Source organism: Streptomyces flaveus (assembly GCF_014647675.1).
Lineage (GTDB): Bacteria > Actinomycetota > Actinomycetes > Streptomycetales > Streptomycetaceae > Streptomyces > Streptomyces flaveus.
Genome location: NZ_BMPQ01000007.1, coordinates 49,765 through 73,534, shown reverse-complemented (window position 1 = coordinate 73,534; position 23,770 = coordinate 49,765). Strand labels below are relative to the sequence as shown.

The window sequence follows — 23,770 nt, the reverse complement described above, 5'->3', positions numbered from 1 at the left end:
GCCGCAGCGTCAGCCGACGGAGTCGAGCAGCCGGGCGGTGTGCATCCGCCCGGCGTACTCGACGAGACGTATCAGCACCTCCTTCCCCGAGTCGCGGTCACGGGCGTCGCAGAGCACCACGGGTGTGCCCTGGTCGAGGTCGAGGGCGCGTGATACCTCGTGGGCTCCGTAAGTACGCGCATCCGCGAAGCAGTTGACGGCCACGACGAACGGGATGCGCCGGTGCTCGAAGTAGTCGACCGCGGGGAAGCAGTCCCCGAGCCGCCGGGTGTCCGCGAGGACGACGGCACCGAGGGCGCCCTGGGACAGTTCGTCCCACAGGAACCAGAACCGGTCCTGTCCCGGTGTGCCGAACAGGTAGAGCGACAGACCGGACCTGATGGTGATGCGGCCGAAGTCCATGGCGACGGTCGTCGTGACCTTCTGGTCCACACCGCCGGTGTCGTCGACCGACTGGCCCACCTCACTGAGCAGTTCCTCGGTGCGCAGCGGCCTGATCTCGCTGACGGCTCCTACGAGGGTGGTCTTGCCCACGCCGAATCCGCCGGCGACCAGGATCTTCAAGGCCAGTGGGGCCGTCTCACCGTTCGGGGTGTCGGAGTGCTCGGAGACCATCGATCACTTCTCTCGGGAGTGCCGGCCATGGCCGGCGTGGGTTCGGGTCCGTCTTCACAGCGCTCTCAGTCCCTCGATGACCTCGCGCAGGATGCGTTCGTCGGGCAGTTGGGCGGGTGGCACTGGGCGGCTGACCGTGACGCAGCCCAGCTCCAGGAGGTCTCCGAGGAGCACCCGGACCACGCCGACGGGCAGGTCGGCGCCCGCGGCCAGTTCGGCGACGGACTGGGTCTCCGCACGGCAGAGGTCGATGAGGGCCAGGTGTTCCGGGCCGAGTGAGGTGTCGTCGCCGACGTCCGGGGCGCTCGTGTCCAGGGTGACGAGCGCGATCAGGTCGAAGCCCACCCCGGTGGGTCCGGGTTTGGTTCGTCCGCCTGTCATCGCGTACGGGCGGACGAGCGGCCCGGCCTCGTCGTCGTACCACTGGCTGCCCGGCTGCTCAGGAGGGCCGGTTCTGTCCTCGGTCATGTCCGTCGTCCTTCGCTCACCCGGACGCGGCCGGTCCCGCGGCGACCCGCGGCGCCGTGGAGAGGTGCTCGCCCACTCGCTTGACCAGCAGCGCCATCTCGTAGGCGACCAGCCCGATGTCGGCCGTCACGGCGCTGAGGACGGCGAGGCAGGAGCCGTCGCCCGCGGCGGCCACGAACAGGAAGCCGTCGTCCATCTCCACCATCGTCTGGCGTACGCCGCCGACGCCGAAGTGGCGGCCCGCGCCCTTGGCCAGGCTGTTGAAGCCCGAGGCGACCGCGGAGAGGTGCTCGGCGTCCTCCCGCGTGAGGCCGCCGGACGCGCCCATCGCGAGCCCGTCGTTGGACAGCACCACGGCATGGCGTACCTCACCGACGCGCATCACCAAGTCGTCCAGCAGCCAGTCGAGTTCACCGGTCCGCTGCGCGGTTCCCATATCCCGGTCGTGGATCATGCGAGGTCTCCTTCGCTGCCGTCGCCGTCCGAGGCGGGGTCGGGAATTGCGCCGAGGCCGGGCGAGCGACCGCCGCCGCGGGCCCAGCCTGCGCGGTAGGCCGCCATACGGTCCCGTACCAGCTCGGGGGTGCGCTCCTCGTCGACCTGAGGGTTCGCCGCTGCCGCGGGCTCGGCGGGGCGCTCCTCACGCAACTGCGGGGCGAGGCTCGCCTGTCGTACGCGCTGTGGGAGCCCTTCGGATTCCTGGGCGTCGTCGGCCGGGCGGTGCAGCCGCAGGGTCGTGACGCCGGGCGGTGGGGCGTCGTGCGGGCCGTTCCCGGAGGCCTGTGTGGCCGTCTGTGCGGGGGCCACCAGAGCGGGCCGTTCGCTCAAGGGCTCCACGGAGTCCTGTTGCGGGGCGGCGGGCACGCGCGCGTACTCGCGTTCCTCGGGCGGTCCGGTCTCCGCCCGGTTGGCACCGGAACGTTCCGCGGCCGTTGTGTGAAGCAGTGTGGTGGGCATCAGGACGACCGCGGTGGTGCCGCCGTAGGGCGAGGTCCGCAGGTGCACCTTGATGCCGTGCCGGGCGGCGAGCCTGCTCACCACGAAGAGCCCGAGCCGGTCGCTGTCGAACAGGTCGAGAGCTTCGGACTGCTCGATGCGACGGTTCGCTTCGGCGAGGGTCTCCTTGCCCATGCCGAGGCCCCGGTCCTCGATCTCCAGCGCGTAGCCGTTGCCGACCGGCTCGCCGGTGATGCGTACCTTGGTGTGGGGCGGCGAGAACTGGGCGGCGTTCTCGACGATTTCGGCAAGGAGGTGGGTGAGGTCGGCGACCGCGGCTCCGACGACCGACGTCTCCGGGAGGTGTCGTACCTCCACGCGCGCGTAGTCCTCGACTTCGGATACGGCGGCACGGACCACGTTCGAGAGCGACACCGGCATCCGCCAGGCCCGGCCGGGAGCAGCTCCGGAGAGGATGATCAAGCTCTCCGCATGCCGGCGCATACGCGTGGTCAGGTGGTCGAGCCGGAACAGGTCGCTCAGTTCGTCCGGGTCCTCGGACCGGCGCTCCATGCTGTCCAGCAGGTTCAGCTGGCGGTGCACAAGGACCTGGCTGCGGCGGGCGAGGTTGACGAAGACTCCGGAGATGCCGCTGGCGAGTTCCGCGCGTTCGACCGCGGCGCGCAGGGCGGCGCGGTGCACGGTGCTCAGGGCCTCCGCGACCTGGCCTGCCTCGTCCTCCGCGGGCGGGCCGGGAGGGGCCTCGGCACGGACGTCGATCTCCTCTCCCGCCCGCAGTCGGCGCATGGCGTGCGGGAGTTTGCGGCGGGCGATCTCCAGTGCGCTGTTGCGCAGGCTCACCAACTCGACGACGAGGCCGCGTCCGATGCGTACGGAGATGACGAGGGACGCCGCCACGGCGATGAGGCCGAGGAGGACCGCGGCACCGGCCGGTGAGAGCAGGCCACGCCGGAACGGGTCGGCGCGGTCCGCGACGCCGTGGCCCGCGCCTGCCTCGATCGTCCGCATGTCGTCCTGCACGCGCGCGTGCGCCGCTTTCCAGTTCTCCTCGGGCGCGGCCTGGACGGCCCTGCGGCCGTGTCGGCTCGCGAGCACCTTGTCCTCGGCAGCGCGCAGTTCGGCGTACGCGCTGCCCTCGGCGAGGGCACCCCACGCGGCCTGCTCGGTCCCGCGCAGGTCCGGGACAGCGGATTCGGTGAGCAACCGGCGTGTGTGGACGGCACCGTTGAACAGTCGCAGCCGCTCTCCGTCGAGGGTCCCGGTGAGCCGGGCGCCGGCAAGCACCGCGTCCTCCTGGGCCAGGGCCTCCCCCGCGCGGGCGAACTCGAGCACCACGCGCGCGTCGGAGCCGAGATCGGCGTCCTGGATGCCGGTGAGCGCACCGCCCACCGAGAAGGCCGTCGAAATGGTCTGTGTGTACTGCGCGTACGTCTCTTGCCATCCCGTCCGCCGTTCGAGCACCGCGGTCCGCAGGGAACGCAGTTGCTCGGCACGGGTGACGAACGTTTCGAGGCGTTGCGCCACTCCGGAGGGCAGCTCCTGGCTGTCGGCGACGGTGTTGTGCTCCCCGAGCCGCAGCTTCGCCACGGCCCGGTCGGTGCGTGCCGCCAGTTGCTTGAGGTGGCTCTCCTGCTCGGCGGCGGGGTCGGTCGCACGGCGTACGGCGGCCGTGCGCTCGGCCTGGAGCGCGGCGACGGCGGCGGCCACCGGGGTACGTACCTGGGAGTCGACCCGCTGCAACTGCCGCAGCCGCGCGACGTCCTGGGCCGTGGTGACGGTGGCGTACGCCCACAGCGCGAGCAAGGAGATGACGGGCACCATCAACAGGCAGACGATCTTCGCCCGCACGGTGCGGGGGCGCGGACTCCAACGTCCCGCGCGCGTGGGTATCTCACTCGGCGCGGTACCGGCCGGCTCTTCCGGTGCGGAGTCTTCGTCGGCCGGTGGTCCGGCGTGCGCGCGGCGGCCCCGTGCGGGAGCCGGGGGCGGCGGCTGGGAGCCGCCTGCTGGGGTCCTACGGGGTGTACGCATGGCCTCCTCGCTCGAAGTGGTTCGGGGCGCGCCTGCAGGTCGCGGTCTCTGCGCTAGTGGGCGGCGCTCTCGACGGGTCGCTGGGCCGATGCGGAGGCAGCGCGTTCTCCAGCGGTCGGGGAGAGCGCGACGAACGCCGATGTCAGGAAGAGATAGGACCCGAGGCCGACGGCGAGGGGGAAGATGAACTGCATCGCCGTGGCCCCGGGCAGGGCCTCGCCGGAGGGGGAGACACGCACGCTGACCGCGATCATCCCGGTGTAGTGCATGCTGCTCACCGCCACTCCCATGACGAGGGAGGCGACGGCGACCGCGATGGGCGACTTGATGTTCAGTGCCGCCCAGAGTGCGGCGGTCGCCGCGACCACGGCGATCACGACGGAGATCCCGACAAGCACCGGGTCGTAGTTCACGTCACCGTGCAGCCGCAGGGCGACCATGCCCAGGTAGTGCATGCTCGCCACGCCGATCCCGGTGGTGAGGCCGCCGAGGACCAGTGCCCTGCCTCGGTCACGGCCGTAGCCGACGGCGAAGACACCCGCGCCGACGACGACCATGGCGACGAGCAGGCTGAGGATGGTCAGTGGCACGTCGTAGCGGATCTCGGTGCCGCTGACGCTGAAGCCGAGCATCGCCACGAAGTGCATGGTCCAGATGCCCGTGCCGATGGCGGAGGCCGCGGTGAGCAGCCAGTTGCGGCGCGACCGCCCCGAGGCGCCCAGCGCACGGACCGTGCAGCGCAGCCCCAGGGCGGCGCCTATGCAGGCCATCACGTACGACAACGCGGGGGTCAGCCAGCCGAAGGTGGCGTGGTCCAGGTGTCCCATGGCTCCGGGACGCTAGCCCGGTCTGGAGTACATGAAGGGGGCGCATTTCGAAAGGTGTTGGAATATGACGCCAAGGTGTACTTGAACGATCGCGTCATGCTCGAACGTGTGCACCGCCTCGCGGTTCACGTCAGTGCCGATCATACGGCTCGGCGCCGGTGCGAAAGCGTCCGGCCGGGCGCCGGTGCGAGATCATGCGGAGCATGAGCGACGACCACGCACACGTGCAGGAGTTCTTCTCGGTCCGCGCGGCCGAGTGGGACGCCCGGTTTCCCGACGACGGTCCGGCGTACACCGCGGCGGTCGCCGAACTGGGCCTACGGAAGGGCGATCACGTACTGGACGCGGGCTGCGGCACAGGACGGGCCCTGCCGCCGCTGAAGGAGGCCGTGGGACCCTCCGGAGTGGTTCTGGGCGCGGACCTGACTCCCGCCATGCTGGAGGCCGCGGTACGGGCGGGACGGGACCGTGCGGGAAGGCTGCTGCTGGCCGATGCGGCCGCGCTTCCCCTGCGCACGGCCTCGCTCGAGGCGGTCTTCGCGGCGGGCCTCGTCGCACACCTGCCGAACCCTGCCGAGAATCTGCGGGAGTTGGCGCGTGTCGTACGGCCCGGCGGGAAGCTGGCGCTCTTCCATCCCATCGGCCGGGCGGCGCTCGCGGCCCGTCAGGGCCGGCAGATCACACCGGACGACCTGCGCGCGGAGGCCAACCTCGGCCCGCTTCTGTCCGGCTCCGGCTGGCGCATGACGTCGTACGTCGACGAGGACGCCCGGTTCCTCGCACTGGCTGTACGAGACTCCTGAGGACGCTCCGGCGAGGCTGCGCCGGTAACCCCGGATTGCGGCGCCGTGCCGGTTCACCGCACCGTCCCTCTTCTGGTGCCGGGACTTCGTCTCTACGTTGATTAGCAGCAGGTGAGCGATCAGCGGTGGCACTCACACAGGGGGAAGGTGGCCCGCATGTCCGGCATGCTAGCCAGACTCCGCAAGTTCCTTTCGCGCCCGGAAGCGGCCGGGTCTCAGGAGGACCGGCGTCCGCAGAAGCGCACTCACAACCTGTTCGAGGCGGCAGCGGCCTACGTGTCGGCGTGCGCCGACGACGACCAGGACCGGATCGACGAGGCCGCGGCCTGGGTGTCGCCGGAGGCGTTGTCGTTCGGCGTGAACGAGCTGGCGTGCCGGGCGGTCATCGCCCTCGCGCGGGAGCGCGACGAGACGCCCACGGCGGTGGCGCGGACGCTCCTCGGTCTGCCTGCCGTCTGACACCGACGCTGGTACCGGACAGAGCCCAAGGGACGCGGCGGACGGCCGACCCGGGCCGTGACGGACGGCCGTTTCGCCTCTGGCCGGCCGGATACCTGCGGCCTCGCGCGCACCCAGGACCCGTGACAACCGCGGAGCGATCGCACTAAGGTGCGCCGACGGACGGAGCAATGGGGAGGCTGGGATGGCCGGGACGGACGAGACCACCGTCGCCGCCGTGGACGACGACGCGCTGTATGTGCTGACGGCGGTGCTCTTGACGCCCGCGCAGTTCCCCAGCGTGCTGGGGGACGACTACCCGGAGGCCTGCGCGGCGCTCGGGCTGGCACCCCTCGCCGACGGATACGGCCTGGTGCTCGGGCAGGACGGGGACGGAGCACGGTGGACGGTCGTCGTGGACGACGTGTCGCTGGTCGCCGTCGCCATCGCGTCGTGGGACTGCGGCATGGAGTACGACCTCTCGCCCGACGAGCGCTCGATGGTCGCGGCGCTGCCCGGGTGGCCGCTGGCCGTGGCAGTCGCGGCACCCAATGTGCCCGCCCCGCACGACCCCGCGCCCGAAGTCGCCGAACAGGAGCCGCTGTCCCCGCCGGACACCTCGGTCTGGGGACCCGCCCAACGGCGGCTCGGGGCCGACGAGATAGCGCTCCAGTGGGCGGCCTGGCGGGAGCAGATCGACGACGCGGAGTTCGTACGTCCGGACGGCGAGGCTCCCGACGAAGCGGCAGCGCAGAGCGACGACGACACGAAGGAGGGCGACGACGGCGGGAGCAAGCCGCGCAGCGGTGTCCGGCGCGTCCTCGCGGAAGTCCGCGCCTATGTGGACACGCCACCGCCCCTCGGCCGCGTGCGCTCGTCCTTCGCGCCGGGTGACGCTCGGACTCTGCGGGCCGACGGTCCGGGGTGGTCGATGGTGGCCAGGACCGACGACATCGCCTTCGTACTGCTCGATGAGAAGCCGGGAGAGATCCTGCCCGTGGGTCGCGGACCGGAGCTGCCCGGACTGCTGGCCGCACTGGACAAGATGGCCGTACGCCCGAGCTGATCCGTACGCGCTCATCGCCGGGATGGAGCGCCGCTCGCGAACCGTGCCGTCGGCAGGCCCGCGAGCGGCGGTGTGGTCAACTCCTGTGCACTGGAAGGGAACTGACCCGGTCGGTGAAGTCTCAGCGGCCGAGCTCCTTGCGCGTGACGCGGCGCAGCCTGCGCCGCTGTGAGGGGTCCAGCGTCAGATACGCTGCCGCCGGAACCCCCACGATGATCAGAAAAGCGGCCCACCAGGGCAGCCAGATCAACAGGATGAGCCCGGCCGCCACGCCTCCCGCGGCGATCTTCGCGTTCTTCGACATCTTGTGTCGCCTCCTTCGCGGCCACTGCCGCTCTCTGTCGTGAGAACGGGTCCGTGCCCTTCGCGGTTCCAGGACGCGACCCTGATACAACCCTGAGTCGCGACCCCTACTTGCTCCGGAGGGGCTCCCCGACCTCGTACATGTGGCGCAGGGCCTCACGGTAGGAGTCGACGAGACCCGTCTCCGCGTAAGGGATACCCAACTCCCGGCAGTGGGCGCGCACCAGGGGCTGGGCCAGCCTCAGGTGGGGGCGCGGCATGCTCGGGAACAGGTGGTGCTCGATCTGGTAGTTGAGGCCGCCGAGGAACCAGTCGGTCAGAGCGCCGCCGCGAATGTTGCGGGAGGTGAGCACCTGGCGGCGCAGATGACCCCAGCGCTCGCCTTCGGGGTCGGGCATTTCCATGCCCTTGTGGTTCGGCGCGAAGGCCATGCCCAGATGGAGGCCGAAGAGCGCCTGATGGAGTGCGGCGAAGGCAAGGGCCTGGCCGATGGACATGGAGGTGAGCAGCAGCGTCGCGTAGGCGGCGACATGGACCACCAGCAGGAAGCCCTCCACCGTGCGCTCGCGCGGAGGCTGCCGACGCAGGTCCCGGAAGCCGTAGATCTTCAGGGCAATGCCTTCGAGGAGGGTGAGCGGAAAGAACAGCCAGGCCTGGTTGCGGGTGAGCCAGCGGCGGAAGCCTGCCCGGCCCCTTGCCTGTTCGCTGGTGAAGACCAGGACGTCGGCGGCGACGTCGGGGTCCTTGTCGATGTGGTTGGGGTTGGCATGGTGGCGGTTGTGCTTGTCGTTCCACCACGAGTAGCTCATGCCCAGCAGCAGGTTGGCGTGGACGAGCCCGATCAGGCGGCTCGCGGACCGGTTGCCGGTGATCTGGGAGTGGCCCGCGTCGTGGCCTATGAAGGCCGTCCGCGCGGACAGGACGGAGAGCAGCGGGGCCAGGAGAAGCACCCACCAGGAGTGGCCGATCAGGACGACGCCGACGACGACAGCGGCCAGGGCCAGTGCGTTGACGGTGATGCCGAGGGCGTACCAGCCGTGCCTGCGGTCGAGGAGACCCTGACCCTTGACGGTGCGCAGGAGCGGCGTGAACTCGCTTCCGACGGCAGTTCGGGGAGGGTGTTCCGCGACGGCTGCGGCGGTCTGGGGCATGGTGGTCTCCGGTCTCTCCGGGAACGGGCTGACCTGAAGAAACGTACGGATCAGTGACCTTGGGCGACCATGGCGGCACCACCCGTGTTCAAGCTGGGGCATCCACCCGACTTCAGGTGGATCTGACAACACCCTCAGAGGAAGTGGCCTACGTCATAGCTACGCCCTGCCTCTCAAATGCCCACGGTGCTGTACCCTCGGCCACTCCGCCCTCCAGTAGTCAAGTTTGAGGAATAAGCTATTCCTGTGCAGAGGAATCCCGCGGCCACTCCCTCCGAGATCTCCGAACTGGCCCGCTGCTGCGCCGTATTCGTGCCCGCCGAACCGGCCCGCACCGGCAGCGTCGCCTTCTGGCGTCCCGACGGCGACGCTCCTCCTGCCGTCGGAACAGGCTCCGTCGAGGAGCTGACCGTCGTGCTGCCCGGCGAAGGCGGTGTCGAGCTGGTGAACGTGCCGGCCGTGCTGTTGCCGGTACGAGCCGCGCTGCCGGTCCTCACGCGCGCGCGTGCCGCCGCGTACGCGCACAGGGCGGCCGCCTTCTGGGGCGCGGCGACCCTGCTCGCGCTTCAACTGGCCGCACGCGGACTGTTGTTGCCCGGTCTGAGCGCCGCAGACCACGACGCGTGGCGTGTCGGCCCACTGCGGGCGGAGGACGTGGAACGGATCCGCGAACTCGCCGCCGCGATGCCACCGCACGCGCACGCGGTACCGGTCGAGGAGACCGAGCCGTTGCGTCTGCCCGACCCGGAGCGGCTGGTGCGCGCCTTCCTCGACGCGGTCGCTGACACGCTCCCCCGGTCCCCCGCGGCGCCGCTCACAACGGGCTGTGCGGCCTTCGCGGCGCCCGCACCGCAGCACATCCCCGAGCAGCGGGCTTGGGCCGCCGACGTCGCCGCGGGGCACGACGCGGGCGTACGGATCTCGCTGCGTATCGAGGTTCCGGGCCTGGACTCGGCCATGGCGGACGAGACACGGCTGCCCTTCCGTGCGGTGCTCCAGCTGCACAGTGTGAGCGATCCGGCTCTGATCGCGGACGCCGCCGAAGTGTGGGCCCAAGCGGGCTCGTCGGGTCCGGCCTTCGGTCCGCGCGCGCGTCTGGACGCCCTGCTCGCCCTGCGCCGGGCCGCACGGGCCTGGGCTCCGCTCACGCCCCTGTTGTCGGCGGCCGTGCCCGACGCGCTCGACCTCGCCGACGAGGAGGTCACCGAACTGCTCGGCGAAGGTGCGCGGACGCTCGCGGCCGCCGGGGTCGAGGTGCACTGGCCCAAGGAGCTGGCGCGCAAGCTGACGGCCCGCGCGGTCATCGGACCGCCGGATGACGAGCAGGGCCCGGGGCGGCTGTCGTCGGACGTGCCGTCGTTCCTGTCGGCCGATGCGCTGCTGGCCTTCAACTGGTCGTTCGCGCTGGGTGATCAGCAGCTGACGCGGCAGGAGCTGGACCGGCTCGCCGAGGCGAACCGGCCCATGGTGCGGCTGCGCGACCAGTGGGTGCTCGTCGATCCGCAGGAGGTGCACCGCGCTCGTGCGCAGCAGGATCACAAGGTCACGCCCATCGACGCGCTGAGCGCGGCTCTGACGGGCTCCACGGAGGTTGATGGCCGCCGGGTCGACGTACGGCCCACAGGGTGGCTGGCCACGCTGCGGGAGCGGCTCGCGGACCCGGAGGGGCAGGAGCCGATCGGTCAGCCCGCCGCTCTCGCCGCGACTCTGCGGGACTACCAGCTGCGGGGCCTCAACTGGCTGGCCCGGATGACCTCGTTGGGGCTCGGCGGCTGCCTGGCCGACGACATGGGCCTCGGCAAGACGATCACGCTGATCGCCCTGCATCTGCACCGGCAGAGCGACGAGTCGGCGGGTCCCACTCTTGTCGTCTGCCCGACGTCCCTGATGGGCAACTGGCAGCGCGAGATCGAGAAGTTCGCTCCGGGCACCCCTGTGCGCCGTTTTCACGGGCCGCGGCGGAGCCTGGAGGGCCTGGCCGACGGTGAGTTCGTCCTCACGACGTACGGCACGATGCGGCTCGACGCCGAGCAGCTGGCCGCGGCGTCGTGGGGCATGGTCGTCGCGGACGAGGCGCAACATGTGAAGAACCCGTACTCGGACACGGCACGTCGGCTGCGGACGATCGGCGCACGCGCGCGCGTGGCACTCACCGGGACTCCGGTGGAGAACAATCTCTCCGAGCTGTGGGCGATTCTCGACTGGACGACTCCTGGGCTGCTCGGCAGGCTCGGCACGTTCCGCAGCCGGTACGCGCAGGCCGTCGAGGGCGGGCAGGAACCCGGCGCGGCGGATCGGCTCGCCCAGCTCGTACGGCCGTTCCTGCTGCGCCGTCGCAAGTCGGACCCGGGCATCGCGCCCGAGCTGCCGCCGAAGACCGAGACCGACCGCGCCGTGTCGCTCACCAAGGAGCAGGCGGGTCTGTACGAAGCGGTGGTCCGCGAGACGCTCGCGGAGATTTCGGGCGCCGACAGCATGGCGCGTCGCGGCCTGATCGTGAAGCTGCTCACCGGACTGAAGCAGATCTGCAATCACCCGGCGCAGTTCCTCAAGGAGGAAAGCCCGAAGATCGTGGGCCGCTCCGGAAAGCTGGAGCTGCTGGACGAGCTGCTCGACACCATCCTCTCCGAGGGGGCGAGTGTTCTGGTCTTCACGCAGTACGTGCAGATGGCGCGGCTGATCGAGCGCCACTTGGCGGCGCGTGGGGTGCCCACTCAGTTCCTGCACGGCGGCACGCCCGTCGCCGGACGGGAGGCCATGGTGGAGCGTTTCCAGGAGGGCGAAGTACCGGTCTTCCTGTTGTCGCTGAAGGCCGCGGGCACGGGTCTGAACCTGACGCGTGCCGAGCATGTCGTGCACTACGACCGCTGGTGGAACCCGGCCGTCGAGGCACAGGCCACCGACCGCGCGTACCGCATCGGGCAGACCCAGCCAGTGCAGGTGCACCGGCTGATCGCGGAGGGCACGATCGAGGACCGGATCGCGGACATGCTGGCGCGCAAGCGGGAGTTGGCGGACTCGGTGCTCGGCACCGGGGAATCGGCGCTCACCGAACTGACCGACACCGAACTGGCCGACCTGGTGGAGCTACGAGGAGGCGCCCGATGAGCGATCCGTACGAAGACAGCCCGGAGCGCACCTTCGCCGCGCTGCCGCCCGCGCGCGGGCGGGGCTTCGCGCAGACATGGTGGGGGCAGGCCTGGCTGAAGGCGCTGGAGGACGCGGCTCTGGACTCGGAGCAGGTGAGGACGGGCCGCCGGCTCGCGCGCGCGGGAGCCGTGGGAGCCGTGTCGGTGCGTCCCGGGCGCATCACCGCGGTGGTCCAGGACCGCGACCGAACCGCACATCGCGCCGATGTCCTGCTCCAGCAGCTGTCCGAGGACCAGTGGGACCGTTTCCTGGACATGGCCGTGGAACGGGCCGGGCACATCGCGGCGCTGCTCGACCGTGAGATGCCACCGCATCTGGTCGAGGACGCGGCGACCGCCGGCGTCGAACTCCTGCCGGGACTGGGCGATCTGGAGCCTGAGTGCGACTGTGATGCCTGGGACCACTGTGGTCACACGGCGGCGCTGTGCTACCAGATGGCGCGGCTGCTGGACCAGGACCCGTTCGTGCTGCTGTTGATGCGCGGCCGGGCAGAGCGTGAGCTGCTGGACGAGTTGCAGGTACGCAGCGTCCCGCGAGCCGAAACGGCCCCCGTGCGGGATGAGCCGTACGAGGGCATGGACGCCGCTGAGGCGTACGCGGCGGCGGACATCCTGCCGCCACTGCCCGCCGCGCCTGTTCTGCCCGGAGAGCCGGGACAGCCGCCCTCGCTGGACACGGATGCAGGACCGGCCCCCGGCGTCGATCCGACCGCCCTGGCGTTCCTGTCGACGCAGACGGCTCGCGAGGCCCACCGGCTGCTCGCCGAGGCGCTCCGGCCCGGGCACGAAGCACATCCCGTGGAGGCGGAGTTGACGGCCGCACAGGATGCGGTGCGGCTGGCCGTGGGCGCCCCTGAGTCCCCCCTGGCCGATCGGCTCGGCGAAGGGTCGGGCCGCGACCGGGAGGGGCTGGGGCTCGGCGTCCGCGCCTGGGAGTACGGAGGTGTGACCGCGCTCGACGTACTCGAGTCCGAGTGGACGGTGGAGGCGGAAACACTCGCACGCGCGCGTGCCGCTCTCGAGTCTGCCTGGGAGGAAGACGAGCGGCCGCAACTGCGGGCGTCCCGCAATCGCTGGACCGTCGTCGGTGGGCAGGCGCAACTGCGACTGGGACCCGACGGCCGCTGGTGGCCGTATCGCAAGGAACGGGGACGATGGGCTCCCGTGGGCCCGGCCGCACAGGATCCGGCGACAGCCCTCGCTCTGGCGGAAGGCCACGAATGAACCCAACACCGCCCAGCGGATGAGTGGTTGACGCTCGGCGTTCACCTGTCAGCCGCCCGACGTTCGGTGCGAGGGCGAAATCTGGCCGCTGTCCACGAACCTGTGCCTCAGGAGGCTCGATGTCCCCGCACGCCGTCGGCCGGCGCCACGTCCACCGCTCCGTCGCCGCGGGCGTGCCGCTGGCCCTGCTGGCCACCCTCGTGGTGGCCGGCACGGCTGCCGGCACCCCCTCAGGGGACGCGCGGGTCACGCACACCGCGACGCTCGGCGACATCCCGCTCGGCGCGTTCAGCAACGCATCGCTGCCGGGCACGGTGGACAACGACCGCGGTGTGGACCTCGGCGGCATCGGCAGCGACATCTACCCGGCCGGCCGCAAGGGCGAGTTCTGGACGGTCACCGATCGCGGCCCCAACGGCCAGATCACGGTCGACGGCAAGAAGCGCCGTACGTTCCCCGTGCCCGGCTTCGATCCGGCCATCGTGAAGATCCGCGTGTCCGGGGACACCGTGAAGGTGCTGGACGCGGTCCCGGTCACCACCTCCTCCGGGAAGCCCGTCACAGGTCTGTCCAACCAGAAGGGGCGTGACGAGGCGCCGTACTCGTACGACGCGAAGACACCGCTCTCGTACAACCCGAACGGTGTGGACACCGAGGGCATCGTGCGCGCCGAGGACGGCAGCTTCTGGCTCGTGGACGAGTACGGGCCCTCGCTGATCCATGTCTCCGCGCGCGGGAAGGTCCTCACCCGCTATGTGCCCGAGGGGCTGGACCTAACCGGGACGGACTACCCGGTCGTCGAGGCACTGCCCTCGATCCTGCTGCACCGGAAGGTCAACCGGGGCTTCGAAGGGCTCACCCAACTCCCGGGCGGGGACCTGGTGATGGCCGTGCAGAGCCCGCTGTCCGTGCCGGACGAGGACGCGGGTGAAGCATCGCTCACGACGCGCCTGCTGCGCTTCTCGCCGAAGAAGCGGGCCGTCACGGCCGAGTACGCGTACCGCTTCGACCCGGTGAACGTGGTCGACCCGAGCGAGGACGACACCTCCGAGCTGAAGATCTCCTCCGTGGTGGCCGTCGGCCGTGACCGGCTGCTCGTCGAGGAGCGCACCGACAAGGCCGCCAGGTTGCAGGTCGTGAAGCTGAGCCGCGGCGCGGACATCCTCGGTGACAAGTGGGACGACGACACCACGTCCCCGTCCCTGGAGCAGCTCGACGATCCCGCCGCCTCCGGTGTTCCGGTGCTGCGCAAGCGCCTCGTCGTCGACCTGGGCAAGGTCGAGGGGGTGCCCGGGAAGATCGAGGGCGTCGCGCGCGTGGGCCACGACACGCTCGCCCTCATCAACGACAACGACTTCGGGATGACGGACGGCGAGGGCGCGTTCGACGCACAGGGACGCCTGGTGGACAGCGGGGTCGAGACGACGGTGACGTACGTACGGCTGCCGCGCGGGAGCGGAATCTGAAAGCCCGGTCCGCGTTTTCATCCGGTACGCGCGCGTAGCCGACGTTCGTGCGCTACGCGCGCGTGGCTCACGTCAGCGGTTTGGTGAGCTTGCGGTTCCCGCCGGGGTCCGCGGACAGGCTGCACGCGACGTTGTCGATGCCGAGCTTGAAGCCGGTGGAGTCCGGATACTGCACCAGGGTGCCGCGCACGGTCCCGGCCGGCTGCTTGACCGCCTTGGCCTGCAGGGGCTTCTCGCACAGGTCCGTTGCCGCCTTCTTGAGGGCGGCATCGGTCGAGTAAGTGCCTGTCAGCTCGGTCACCTTGACGACTTCGGCGTCATGGGCGGTACGGCACGACCGCTTCGCGGCCTGGCCGGGCCTGCTGTTGTCGACGTTGAAGCAGTCGCCGGCCTTCAGCATGTAGTACGGCACTTCGTTGCCCGCGGGAGTCGGGAGCAGTGATTCCAGGTCGGTGGGCAGGCCGCTGGGCAGATCGGGCACACCGGAGGGCAGGGAGGGCAGTTCGCTGGGCAGGTCCGAGGGGATGCTCAGCGACGGCGTGGGCGTACTCCCTGTGGTGTCGCTGCTCGCGGCAGGCGACTTCTTGCCCGACGAGCCGTCGTCGCTGGTGACCACCAGCACCACCGCGGCGACGGCCCCGATCGCCACGATCACGGCAAGCACGATGAACAGCGCGTTGCGGCGCCCTCCCGGACCGCCGGGTGGGCCAGGGGGCGGCGGTTGCTGCCAGTCCCCGCCGCCCTGCCACGGCGGGCCACCGCCTCCGGGCGGCGGCCCGTAGCCCCCAGGGGGCGGACCATAGCCCCCGGAAGGCGTGCCGTAACCCTCGGGAGGCGGACCGAAGCCTTCGGGCAGCGGGCCGAAGCCGCCGTTGCCCGGAGGCGGCGTGTCGTCCGGCGGCCGGGGAGGCTGGGGCGGTAAGGGCGGCATGGCCATACCGCCAAGAGTCGCCTCCAACCGGTCATCATGCGACCCCTGCGCGGAACTTGATACGGACTCATGGCATGGACCGCACGATTCCGCAGAATTCCGCGCAGGACGTCATCAGCGGAGGCGGATCAGCCCCTGGCGCCCAGCAGATGGTCCATGGCCAGCTGGTCCAGGCGCTCGAACGCCATCCCGCGCGCGGCAGCGGCCTCCACGTCGAACTCCTCGAAGGCCGCGCGGTCGGCGAGCAGCGCCTGAAGGCCGTCCGCGGCGGTGGGCTGTGCCAGTTCGTCCAGACGCGAGGCGCGCAGGGCCTCCTGGACCTCCGGGTCGGCGCGGAAGGCGGCCGAACGCTCCTTCAGGATGAGGTAGTTGCGCATACAGCCGGCGGCCGAAGCCCACACGCCGTCGAGGTCCTCGGTACGCGGGGGCTTGAAGTCGAAGTGCTTCGGCCCCGCATAACCGGCGCTCTCCAGGAGGTCCACCAGCCAGAACGCCGCCCTCAGGTCACCGGCTCCGAAGCGCAGGTCCTGGTCGTACTTGATGCCGGACTGGCCGTTGAGGTCGATGTGGAAGAGCTTGCCCGCCCACAGGGCCTGAGCGATGCCGTGCGGGAAGTTCAGCCCGGCCATCTGCTCATGGCCCACTTCGGGGTTGACGCCGTACAGCTCCGGCCGCTCCAGACGCTCGATGAACGCCAGGGCGTGGCCGACCGTCGGCAGGAGGATGTCGCCGCGGGGCTCGTTCGGCTTGGGCTCGATCGCGAAGCGCAGATCGTATCCCTGGGAGGTCACGTACTCGCCGAGAAGGTCGAAGGCCTCCTTCATGCGGTCGAGTGCGAGGCGTACGTCCTTGGCACCGCCGGACTCGGCGCCTTCCCGGCCGCCCCAGGCGACGTAGATCTGGGCACCCAGCTCGACCGCGAGGTCGATGTTGCGGATCGTCTTGCGCAGTGCGTAGCGGCGCACGTCCCGGTCGTTGGCGGTGAACGCGCCGTCCTTGAAGACGGGGTGCGTGAACAGGTTCGTGGTAGCCATCGGCACGGTCATGCCGGTCGTGTCGAGCGCCTGCCGGAAGCGCTTGATGTGTGACTCGCGCTCGGTGTCCGAGGACCCGAAGGGGATCAGGTCGTCGTCGTGGAAGGTCACTCCGTAGGCACCCAGTTCCGACAGGCGCTGCACCGACTCGACGGGGTCAAGGGCACGCCGGGTGGCATCGCCGAACGGGTCCCTTCCCTGCCAGCCGACGGTCCACAAGCCGAAGGTGAACCTGTCCTCGGGGGTGGGCTGGTAGTTCATGCCGCGGCTCCTTGTTCGCTCCGACTATTTCGTCATGGCGCTTAACAAATTAGTATGCGGAGGCATCTCTGGGAAGAGACCAGGTGTGAAAGCCGGACCCGTGTCGGTCCGGGCGCCCGGAAGCAGGCCGTATCCCGCGGAGCCGCGGAAAGAGGGAGAGAGCCCGATGTCAGCAGCCGAGGGTCCGCTCGTCGTCGGCGTGGACACGTCCACCCAGTCCACCAAAGCTCTGGTCGTGGACGCGGCCACCGGAGAGGTGGTGGCGAGCGGGCAGGCGCCGCACACCGTCTCCTCCGGGGCGGGCCGCGAGAGCGATCCACGGCAGTGGTGGGACGCGCTGCGCGAAGCGCTGCACCAGTGCGGCGACGCGGCGCACGAGGCCGCGGCGGTGTCCGTGGGCGGCCAGCAGCACGGGCTCGTCACGCTGGACGCCCAGGGGGACCCCGTGCGCCCTGCCCTGCTGTGGAACGACGTGCGCTCGGCCCCCCAGGCCCGGCGCCTGGTGGAGGAACTGGGCGGCCCGAAGGCCTGGGCCGAGCGCACGGGCAGCGTGCCGGGCCCGTCCTTCACGGTCACGAAGTGGGCGTGGCTCGCCGAGCACGAGCCTGAGGCGGTCCGTGCGACCGCGGCCGTGCGGCTGCCTCACGACTACCTCACCGAGCGCCTCACGGGTCTGGGCACGACCGACCGGGGCGATGCCTCCGGTACGGGCTGGTGGGCGTCCGGGACCGAAGCGTACGACGAGGAGGTACTCCGCCACGTGGGCCTCGACCCGGCCCTGCTGCCCCGGGTCGTCCGGCCCGGCGAGGTGGTCGGAACGGTGCGCGACAGCGGCGACCTGCCCTTCTCCAAGGGCACGCTGGTCGCCCCGGGCACCGGGGACAACGCCGCCGCCGCGCTCGGACTCGGGCTGCGCCCGGGCACCGCGGTGCTCAGCCTCGGCACGTCCGGCACGGTGTACGCGGTGTCGACGCGCCGGCCCACCGACCCGACCGGGACCGTGGCGGGCTTCGCCGACGCGCGCGGCGACTGGCTGCCGCTGGCCTGCACCCTCAACTGCACGCTTGCCGTGGACCGCGTCGCCACCCTGCTGGGCATCGACCGCGAGGCCGTCGAGCCGGGTACGAGCGTGACCCTGCTCCCCTACCTGGACGGCGAGCGCACACCGGACCTGCCGCACGCCTCGGGGTTGCTGCACGGACTGCGCCACGACACGACGCCCGGGCAACTGCTGCAGGCCGCGTACGACGGCGCGGTCCACTCGCTGCTCGGCGCCCTCGACCTGGTGCTCGACGCGGACGCGGACCGCTCGGCTCCGCTGCTGCTCATCGGCGGCGGCTCGCGCGGAACGGCCTGGCAGCAGACCGTACGGCGCCTGTCGGGACGCCCCGTTCAGGTGCCCGAGGCCAAGGAACTGGTCGCGCTCGGCGCCGCCGCGCAGGCCGCAGGTGTGCTGACCGGCGAGGACGCGGCGGCGGTGGCCCGGCGCTGGGACACCGCGCGCGGACCGGTACTGGAGGCGGTGGAGCGGGACGAGGCGGCACTGGCGCGGATCGCCGGGGTACTCTCCGACGCGGCCCCGCTACTGGAGCGCCAGTCGGATCAGCGCTGACGAGATCCACCTCCGCGGGCGTCGGCCCGCACTGACCAGGCCGGCCCTGACAGGGGCCGGCCGGACGAGGACTGACGGAGGCATGACCGCACCGCTGCACGAGGCCCACCCGAGCAGTCCCGGCCGCCGCCTGCCCGACACCCAGCAGGGCATGCGCCGCCGCAATCTCTCGCGCGTGATGCACACCGTCAGCGCCGAGGGGCCGCTGTCCCGTGCCGCCGTCGCCTCCCGCATCGGGCTGACCCGGGCGGCCGTCTCCACGCTCGTGGACGAACTGATCCGCTCGGGGCTTCTCGAAGAGCTCGGCCCCGAGCGTCCCGGCCGGGTGGGGCGGCCCGGCTCGGCGCTGGCCGTCAGCGGGCACGGTCCCGCCGGGATCGGCGCGGAAGTGGGCGTCGACCATCTCGCCGTGTGCGCGGTGGATCTGCGCGGCGAGGTGCGGGCACGGGCGGTGCGGCACACCGCCAACCGTGGCCGGTCACCCGAACCGGTGCTGAGAGACCTGACCGCGCTGGTGCGCCAGGTCATCGCCGACGCGGACCGGGAAGGCCTGTGGCCCGCGGGTCTCGCCGTCGCCGTGCCCGGGCTGGTGGCCCGCGATGCCCGGACCGTGGTACGCGCCCCCAACCTCGACTGGCATGACACGGACCTCGGTGCGCTGCTGCCCGGCGAGCTCCCGCTGACGGTCGACAACGAGGCGAACTTCGGCGGACTCGCCGAACTCTGGCTCAACGAGGCGGCACCACGCGACTTTCTGCATGTCTCGGCGGAGATCGGTATTGGCGGAGCGGTGGTCGTGGACGGTCGGCTGCTGCGCGGCAGGCACGGGTTCGCGGGCGAGTTGGGGCATGTGCCGGTACGTCCTGATGGGCCGGCCTGTGCGTGCGGCGGGCGGGGCTGTCTCGAGCAGTACGCGGGTGAGGAGGCCGTACTGCGCGTGGCCGGCCTGGAACCGGGCGAGGACCGCGTCGGGCTGCTGGCCGAGCGGGCCGCACAGGATGACCAGGACGTACGGCGGGCTCTGCACGACGCCGGAACCGCACTGGGCATCGCGCTGACCGGAGCGGTCAATCTGCTGGACCCTGAAGCCGTGGTGCTGGGCGGGGCCCTGTCCGAGCTCGCGCCGTGGCTGTTGCCGTCGCTGGAACGGGAACTGGCGCGGCGCACGGCCGGTCCCGTGTGCGCGGTGGCCGTCTCCCGGCTCGGGTCCGAGGGCCCGCTGCTGGGCGCCGCACACTCGGTGGTGCGGGCTGTGCTCGATGATCCGGCGGCGGTGGGGAGCGGGAGCAGGGCGTAAGCCTGGGCTCGCTCGGCCGCGTGGCGGCCTCTTCCGGGCCCCGTCCGGTGGCCGCACCTCCTGCCCCAATCCCCCTTGCGGGTGACCGAGTTATCCACAATTCCCGAGTTGTCCACGGATCTGGCCGGCCCACTTCCTCCTCAACCGGCAAGCGCCGTACCGTAATTCACGCGAGACGCCTGCTGTCAGGGCGATGGAGACTTGTCCATGGACCGTGTTGTCCGGGACTGGGGATCGGGGGATTCACATGTCAGGAGTAGTACTGCTGCGGTGCCGGAACGGGTCGGAGACGGGCGGGTTCCCGAGCGTGGCCAAGCTCCGCAAAGAGCGGCTGTCAGAACGCGAGATACCTCGCGGGCTGCACGCTCGGCTGCGCGAAACGACTCACCACCACTGACCACCGAAAGGCAGTCCCCCTTTGAACCGTCCCGGCTTCCTGCCCAAGTCACTTCCCAGCAGGCGGCGCATCCTGCAGACAGCCGCCCTCGCCACACTTTCCACCGCGTTACTGCCCAGCACACGGGCCGGCGCCCGGACCCCGGCGTTCGACTACCCGCTCGCCGAATGGGTTCCGGCGAGCCCCTCCAACTACACGGTCTCCGACCGTCCGAGGAACCATCCCATCGACTTCGTGATCATTCATGTGGCGCAGGCGACCTACGCGAACACTCTGCGCATCTTCCAGAACCGGGAGAAGAACGTGTCCGCGCACTACGTCGTGCGGTCGGCCGACGGCAACGTCGCGCAGATAGTGCGGGAGCGCGACACCGCCTGGCACGCGGGCAACTGGGACTACAACACACGCAGCATCGGTATCGAGCACGAAGGGTGGGTGGACAAACCCGCGTACTTCACCGACCGCATGTACGAGGGGTCGGCGAGGTTGACCGCGGCGATCTGCACCAAGTACGGCATCCCCAAGGACCGCTCGCACATCCTCGCGCACTATGAGGTGCCGGGCTCGGACCACACCGATCCGGGGCCGCACTGGGACTGGACACGGTATATAAAGCTGGTCAACTCCGCCTGATGGACGGACCGTTGAGGGATGGAAGGCAGCGGGGCCCCGGGCGAGCTCATACCGAGCCCGTACCGAGCATGGTCGTGACGCTTGTCCGCGCTCATCACCGGAGCGACGATGTCCCCAGCCGCATCGTCTTCCGGGGAGGCCCAGTTGTCCGATCCATGGGTGGCCCTGGAGCCTGGGTCCGATCCCCTCGAGAGGGTGCGGGTGCTGCGCCGCGCCCACGAGACGTTCACGGAAGCGGGCACGGTGACGCGGCCGGTGCGTTCCGTGGTGGCCGACTCGTGGCGTCGCTCGGCGCGGGCAGGGGTGGGCCCTGACGGCACCGCACGCGTGGAACTCATGGACGGTGACCTGGGCTCCTACCGTGCGGAGCACCCGCTGGCCCGGGTGATGCCGCTGTTCCGTGAGCTCATGGGCACGTTCGCGTCGGACGGCGAGCATCTCCTCGCGGTGTGCGACGCGCAGGGCAGGCTGCTGTGGGTCGAGGGCCACGCGGGGACCCGGCAGAAGGCCGACGGGATGAACTTCGTACCGGGTGCGCACTGGGCGGAGTCGGCGGTCGGTACGAACGCTCCGGGTACGGCGGTCGCTCTCGACCGGCCGGTGCAGGTCTTCGCGGCCGAGCACTTCATCCGGCGTGTGCAGCCGTGGACGTGCGCGGCGGCTCCCGTGCACGATCCACGCACGGGACGGCTGTTGGGCGCGGTCGACATCACGGGCGGGAACGGGCTCGCGCATCCGCACAGCCTGGGATTCGTGCAGGCCGTGGCACGAGCGGCGGAGTCCCAACTGGCACTGCTGGCACCGGCCCCGACCACCACAGACGTGCTCGAGCTGACCGCGCTGGGCCGTGATGAGGCGCTGCTCATGGCGGGCGGCCGCAAGCTGCGCCTGAGCCGCAGACACAGCGAGATCGTGGTGCTCCTGTCCAGGCACCCCGAAGGGCTGACCGGCGACGAGCTGCTGTGTGCGCTGTACGAGGACGAGTCGGTGACGCCGGTGACGTTGCGTGCGGAACTGGCCAGGTTGCGGCGGCTCCTCGGCGCGGGGCTGCTCGGCTCGCGGCCGTACCGGCTGACGGTTCCGGTGGAGTGCGATGTCAGGGTCGTGGAGCGCGGGCTCAGCGCTGGGGCGGTCACAGCTGCGGCGAGGGCGTACTCGGGTCCGCTGCTGCCCGGTTCGCAGGCGCCGGAGGTGGTGCGGCTGCGCCGAAGGCTCGCCGACGGGCTGCGCGCGGCGCTCGTTGCCCGCCGCGACCCGGACCTGCTGGCGGACTGGGCGCACGCACCGTGGGGCGAGGACGATCTCGACGTATGGCGGACGCTCGCCGCGATACGCCCGACGGCGCCCGTACGGGCTCGCCTGAAGGAACTGGAGGCCGAGCAGTCGGCGCCGCGCGGGTGGCCGGGACGCTGACGGCCCTCATCCGTCGCCGCAGTCTCGCCTTCGCCGGCACCGTTCCCGCTCCCCCGCCGTACTCGCGCAACGTACCTGCAACGTCTCCGCTCCTACCCTCGCGCCGAGAGCCGCCCAACGGCGGGCGGCCCTTCCCCGGGAGGCAGAACAGCATGACCCGTTACGCAGCGCCCGGCACCGACGGCGCGATCGTCTCCTACCAGGCGCGGTACGACCACTTCATCGGCGGCGAGTACGTGCCGCCGGCTCGCGGGCAGTACTTCGAGAACCCGAGCCCGGTGAACGGGCAGCCGTTCACGGAAATCGCGCGGGGCACGGCGGAGGACGTGGAGCGCGCGCTGGACGCGGCGCACGCGGCCGCACCCGCCTGGGGCAGCACGTCGGTGACCGCGCGCGCCGACATCCTCCTCAAGGTCGCCGACCGGATGGAGGCGAACCTGGAGAAGCTGGCGGTCGCCGAGACCTGGGAGAACGGCAAGCCGGTGCGCGAGACCCTGGCCGCCGACATCCCCCTCGCGATCGACCACTTCCGCTACTTCGCGGGGGCGATACGTGCCCAGGAGGGCTCGCTCGGTGAGCTGGACGACGACACCGTCGCGTACCACTTCCATGAGCCGCTGGGTGTGGTGGCGCAGATCATCCCGTGGAACTTCCCGATCCTGATGGCGGTGTGGAAGCTGGCCCCGGCGCTCGCCGCGGGCAACGCGGTCGTCATCAAGCCCGCCGAGCAGACTCCGGCGTCCATCCACTACTGGATGAGTCTGGTCGCGGATCTGCTGCCGCCGGGCGTCGTGAACATCGTCAACGGGTTCGGGGTCGAGGCGGGCAAGCCGCTCGCGTCCAGCCCGCGCGTGGCGAAGGTCGCCTTCACCGGGGAGACCACGACGGGGCGGCTGATCATGCAGTACGCCTCCGAGAACATCAAGCCGGTCACGCTGGAACTCGGCGGCAAGTCCCCGAACATCTTCTTCGACGACGTTTGGGCGCGGGACGACGACTTCCGTGACAAGGCGCTCGAAGGCTTCACGATGTTCGCGCTCAACCAGGGCGAGGTGTGCACCTGTCCGTCCCGGGCGCTCGTGCAGCAGGGGCATTACAGCGAGTTCCTCGACGCGGCGGTCGCCCGCACCGAGCAGATCAAGCCCGGTCACCCGCTCGACACCGAGACGATGATCGGCGCCCAGGCCTCCAACGACCAGCTGGAGAAGATCCTCTCCTACCTGGACATCGGCCAGCAGGAGGGCGCCAAGGTGCTGACGGGCGGTCATCGCATCGAGTACGACGGTGAGTTGGCGGGCGGCTACTACGTCCAGCCGACGATCTTCCAGGGCGACAACCGGATGCGGATCTTCCAGGAGGAGATCTTCGGCCCGGTCGTCTCGGTCACGTCGTTCGCCGACTTCGACGACGCCATCAAGATCGCCAACGACACGCTGTACGGGCTCGGGGCCGGCGTATGGACGCGGGACATGAACACGGCGTACCGCGCGGGCCGTTCGATCCAGGCGGGCCGGGTGTGGACGAACTGCTACCACGCGTACCCGGCGCATGCGGCGTTCGGCGGCTACAAGCAGTCCGGCATCGGCCGCGAGAACCACAAGATGATGCTGGAGCACTACCAGCAGACGAAGAATCTGCTGGTGTCGTATTCGCCGAAGAAGCTGGGGTTCTTCTAGGCGCAGCGGAAGGGCGCC

20 protein-coding genes are annotated in these 23,770 nt (G+C 70.9%); 11 read left to right on the top strand and 9 right to left on the bottom strand.

What is annotated here, in order from left to right; all coding sequences use genetic code 11:
• Positions 1-9 precede the first annotated feature (9 nt).
• Genes IEZ21_RS16435 through IEZ21_RS16415 form a run of 5 tightly spaced genes read right to left on the bottom strand, consistent with a single transcriptional unit; the run spans position 10 to position 4,898 of the window.
• Positions 10-615, bottom strand: coding sequence for a GTP-binding protein (locus IEZ21_RS16435; protein ID WP_033322916.1), 606 nt, complete (start codon positions 613-615; stop codon positions 10-12).
• Positions 616-669: 54 nt separating this feature from the next.
• On the bottom strand, positions 670-1,083 hold the full coding sequence (locus tag IEZ21_RS16430) for a DUF742 domain-containing protein (protein WP_189322644.1): 414 nt from the start codon (positions 1,081-1,083) through the stop codon (positions 670-672).
• Positions 1,084-1,099: 16 nt separating this feature from the next.
• On the bottom strand, positions 1,100-1,537 hold the full coding sequence (locus tag IEZ21_RS16425; RefSeq protein WP_189322643.1) for a roadblock/LC7 domain-containing protein: 438 nt from the start codon (positions 1,535-1,537) through the stop codon (positions 1,100-1,102).
• Positions 1,534-4,071 carry a sensor histidine kinase gene (locus IEZ21_RS16420; RefSeq protein ID WP_189322642.1) on the bottom strand — a complete coding sequence of 846 codons (2,538 nt, stop codon included), beginning with the start codon at positions 4,069-4,071 and terminating at the stop codon, positions 1,534-1,536. Before IEZ21_RS16420 ends, IEZ21_RS16425 begins: the two co-directional genes overlap by 4 nt.
• Before the next feature lie 53 nt (positions 4,072-4,124).
• On the bottom strand, positions 4,125-4,898 hold the full coding sequence (locus IEZ21_RS16415; protein WP_189322641.1) for an MHYT domain-containing protein: 774 nt from the start codon (positions 4,896-4,898) through the stop codon (positions 4,125-4,127).
• Between the two features lie 194 nt (positions 4,899-5,092).
• Here IEZ21_RS16415 and IEZ21_RS16410 point away from each other — a divergent pair, with 194 nt between their 5' ends.
• From IEZ21_RS16410 to IEZ21_RS16400, 3 genes are all read left to right on the top strand, one after another.
• On the top strand, positions 5,093-5,701 hold the full coding sequence (locus IEZ21_RS16410; RefSeq protein WP_189322640.1) for a class I SAM-dependent methyltransferase: 609 nt from the start codon (positions 5,093-5,095) through the stop codon (positions 5,699-5,701).
• Positions 5,702-5,866: 165 nt separating this feature from the next.
• A complete protein-coding gene (locus IEZ21_RS16405) occupies positions 5,867-6,160 on the top strand; it encodes a hypothetical protein (protein WP_033323004.1) in 294 nt (97 codons plus the stop codon).
• A gap of 184 nt (positions 6,161-6,344) precedes the next feature.
• Positions 6,345-7,205, top strand: coding sequence for a hypothetical protein (locus IEZ21_RS16400; RefSeq protein ID WP_189322639.1), 861 nt, complete (start codon positions 6,345-6,347; stop codon positions 7,203-7,205).
• A 121-nt stretch (positions 7,206-7,326) separates the two neighbouring features.
• Here the strand turns inward: IEZ21_RS16400 and IEZ21_RS16395 are convergent, their stop codons facing one another.
• Both IEZ21_RS16395 and IEZ21_RS16390 read right to left on the bottom strand, forming a co-directional pair.
• Complete coding sequence (locus IEZ21_RS16395) at positions 7,327-7,509, bottom strand: tail-anchor membrane protein (RefSeq protein ID WP_033322903.1); 183 nt, start codon at positions 7,507-7,509, stop codon at positions 7,327-7,329.
• Positions 7,510-7,615: 106 nt separating this feature from the next.
• Positions 7,616-8,659, bottom strand: coding sequence for an acyl-CoA desaturase (locus tag IEZ21_RS16390; RefSeq protein ID WP_189322638.1), 1,044 nt, complete (start codon positions 8,657-8,659; stop codon positions 7,616-7,618).
• A 246-nt stretch (positions 8,660-8,905) separates the two neighbouring features.
• On the opposite strand from IEZ21_RS16390, the gene IEZ21_RS16385 reads away from it, so the two are divergent.
• The 3 genes from IEZ21_RS16385 to IEZ21_RS16375 all read left to right on the top strand — a co-directional run bounded on the left by IEZ21_RS16385 (position 8,906) and on the right by IEZ21_RS16375 (position 14,498).
• Positions 8,906-11,767, top strand: coding sequence for an SCO1167/SCO6262 family helicase (locus IEZ21_RS16385; RefSeq protein WP_189322637.1), 2,862 nt, complete (start codon positions 8,906-8,908; stop codon positions 11,765-11,767).
• The gene (locus IEZ21_RS16380; protein WP_189322636.1) at positions 11,764-13,032 is read left to right on the top strand and encodes an SWIM zinc finger family protein; all 1,269 of its coding nucleotides are present in this window, start codon (positions 11,764-11,766) and stop codon (positions 13,030-13,032) included. The genes IEZ21_RS16385 and IEZ21_RS16380 overlap by 4 nt, the downstream gene beginning before the upstream one ends.
• Before the next feature lie 119 nt (positions 13,033-13,151).
• Entirely contained in the window at positions 13,152-14,498 is a 1,347-nt protein-coding gene (locus tag IEZ21_RS16375) for an esterase-like activity of phytase family protein (protein ID WP_189322635.1), read from the top strand.
• A 67-nt stretch (positions 14,499-14,565) separates the two neighbouring features.
• Here the strand turns inward: IEZ21_RS16375 and IEZ21_RS16370 are convergent, their stop codons facing one another.
• Entirely contained in the window at positions 14,566-15,435 is an 870-nt protein-coding gene (locus IEZ21_RS16370) for a hypothetical protein (protein WP_189322634.1), read from the bottom strand.
• 122 nt (positions 15,436-15,557) lie between these two features.
• Complete coding sequence (xylA, locus tag IEZ21_RS16365; RefSeq protein WP_189322633.1) at positions 15,558-16,724, bottom strand: xylose isomerase; 1,167 nt, start codon at positions 16,722-16,724, stop codon at positions 15,558-15,560.
• A 166-nt stretch (positions 16,725-16,890) separates the two neighbouring features.
• Between xylA and xylB the strand changes: the two genes are divergently transcribed.
• From xylB to exaC, 5 genes are all read left to right on the top strand, one after another.
• Complete coding sequence (gene xylB / locus IEZ21_RS16360; protein ID WP_189322632.1) at positions 16,891-18,336, top strand: xylulokinase; 1,446 nt, start codon at positions 16,891-16,893, stop codon at positions 18,334-18,336.
• Between the two features lie 82 nt (positions 18,337-18,418).
• Positions 18,419-19,633 carry an ROK family transcriptional regulator gene (locus IEZ21_RS16355; RefSeq protein WP_189322631.1) on the top strand — a complete coding sequence of 405 codons (1,215 nt, stop codon included), beginning with the start codon at positions 18,419-18,421 and terminating at the stop codon, positions 19,631-19,633.
• A 418-nt stretch (positions 19,634-20,051) separates the two neighbouring features.
• Positions 20,052-20,663, top strand: a complete 612-nt coding sequence (locus IEZ21_RS16350) for an N-acetylmuramoyl-L-alanine amidase (protein ID WP_246567803.1) — start codon at positions 20,052-20,054, stop codon at positions 20,661-20,663.
• A 144-nt stretch (positions 20,664-20,807) separates the two neighbouring features.
• A complete protein-coding gene (locus IEZ21_RS16345) occupies positions 20,808-22,076 on the top strand; it encodes a GAF domain-containing protein (RefSeq protein ID WP_246567801.1) in 1,269 nt (422 codons plus the stop codon).
• A 152-nt stretch (positions 22,077-22,228) separates the two neighbouring features.
• Positions 22,229-23,752 carry an acetaldehyde dehydrogenase ExaC gene (gene exaC / locus IEZ21_RS16340; protein ID WP_033322886.1) on the top strand — a complete coding sequence of 508 codons (1,524 nt, stop codon included), beginning with the start codon at positions 22,229-22,231 and terminating at the stop codon, positions 23,750-23,752.
• Positions 23,753-23,770: the final 18 nt, after the last annotated feature.

What these genes read in the sequence shown, in the direction of transcription:
- IEZ21_RS16375 (WP_189322635.1), top strand. Translation starts at nt 13,152, where the DNA reads ATGTCCCCGCACGCCGTCGGCCGGCGCCACGTCCACCGCTCCGTCGCC.
- IEZ21_RS16420 (WP_189322642.1), bottom strand. Translation starts at nt 4,071, where the DNA reads ATGCGTACACCCCGTAGGACCCCAGCAGGCGGCTCCCAGCCGCCGCCC.
- IEZ21_RS16355 (WP_189322631.1), top strand. Translation starts at nt 18,419, where the DNA reads ATGACCGCACCGCTGCACGAGGCCCACCCGAGCAGTCCCGGCCGCCGC.
- IEZ21_RS16410 (WP_189322640.1), top strand. Translation starts at nt 5,093, where the DNA reads ATGCGGAGCATGAGCGACGACCACGCACACGTGCAGGAGTTCTTCTCG.
- IEZ21_RS16400 (WP_189322639.1), top strand. Translation starts at nt 6,345, where the DNA reads ATGGCCGGGACGGACGAGACCACCGTCGCCGCCGTGGACGACGACGCG.
- IEZ21_RS16405 (WP_033323004.1), top strand. Translation starts at nt 5,867, where the DNA reads ATGCTAGCCAGACTCCGCAAGTTCCTTTCGCGCCCGGAAGCGGCCGGG.
- IEZ21_RS16430 (WP_189322644.1), bottom strand. Translation starts at nt 1,083, where the DNA reads ATGACCGAGGACAGAACCGGCCCTCCTGAGCAGCCGGGCAGCCAGTGG.
- IEZ21_RS16370 (WP_189322634.1), bottom strand. Translation starts at nt 15,435, where the DNA reads ATGGCCATGCCGCCCTTACCGCCCCAGCCTCCCCGGCCGCCGGACGAC.
- IEZ21_RS16390 (WP_189322638.1), bottom strand. Translation starts at nt 8,659, where the DNA reads ATGCCCCAGACCGCCGCAGCCGTCGCGGAACACCCTCCCCGAACTGCC.
- IEZ21_RS16415 (WP_189322641.1), bottom strand. Translation starts at nt 4,898, where the DNA reads ATGGGACACCTGGACCACGCCACCTTCGGCTGGCTGACCCCCGCGTTG.
- exaC (WP_033322886.1), top strand. Translation starts at nt 22,229, where the DNA reads ATGACCCGTTACGCAGCGCCCGGCACCGACGGCGCGATCGTCTCCTAC.
- IEZ21_RS16435 (WP_033322916.1), bottom strand. Translation starts at nt 615, where the DNA reads ATGGTCTCCGAGCACTCCGACACCCCGAACGGTGAGACGGCCCCACTG.
- IEZ21_RS16395 (WP_033322903.1), bottom strand. Translation starts at nt 7,509, where the DNA reads ATGTCGAAGAACGCGAAGATCGCCGCGGGAGGCGTGGCGGCCGGGCTC.
- IEZ21_RS16425 (WP_189322643.1), bottom strand. Translation starts at nt 1,537, where the DNA reads ATGATCCACGACCGGGATATGGGAACCGCGCAGCGGACCGGTGAACTC.
- IEZ21_RS16380 (WP_189322636.1), top strand. Translation starts at nt 11,764, where the DNA reads ATGAGCGATCCGTACGAAGACAGCCCGGAGCGCACCTTCGCCGCGCTG.
- xylA (WP_189322633.1), bottom strand. Translation starts at nt 16,724, where the DNA reads ATGAACTACCAGCCCACCCCCGAGGACAGGTTCACCTTCGGCTTGTGG.
- xylB (WP_189322632.1), top strand. Translation starts at nt 16,891, where the DNA reads ATGTCAGCAGCCGAGGGTCCGCTCGTCGTCGGCGTGGACACGTCCACC.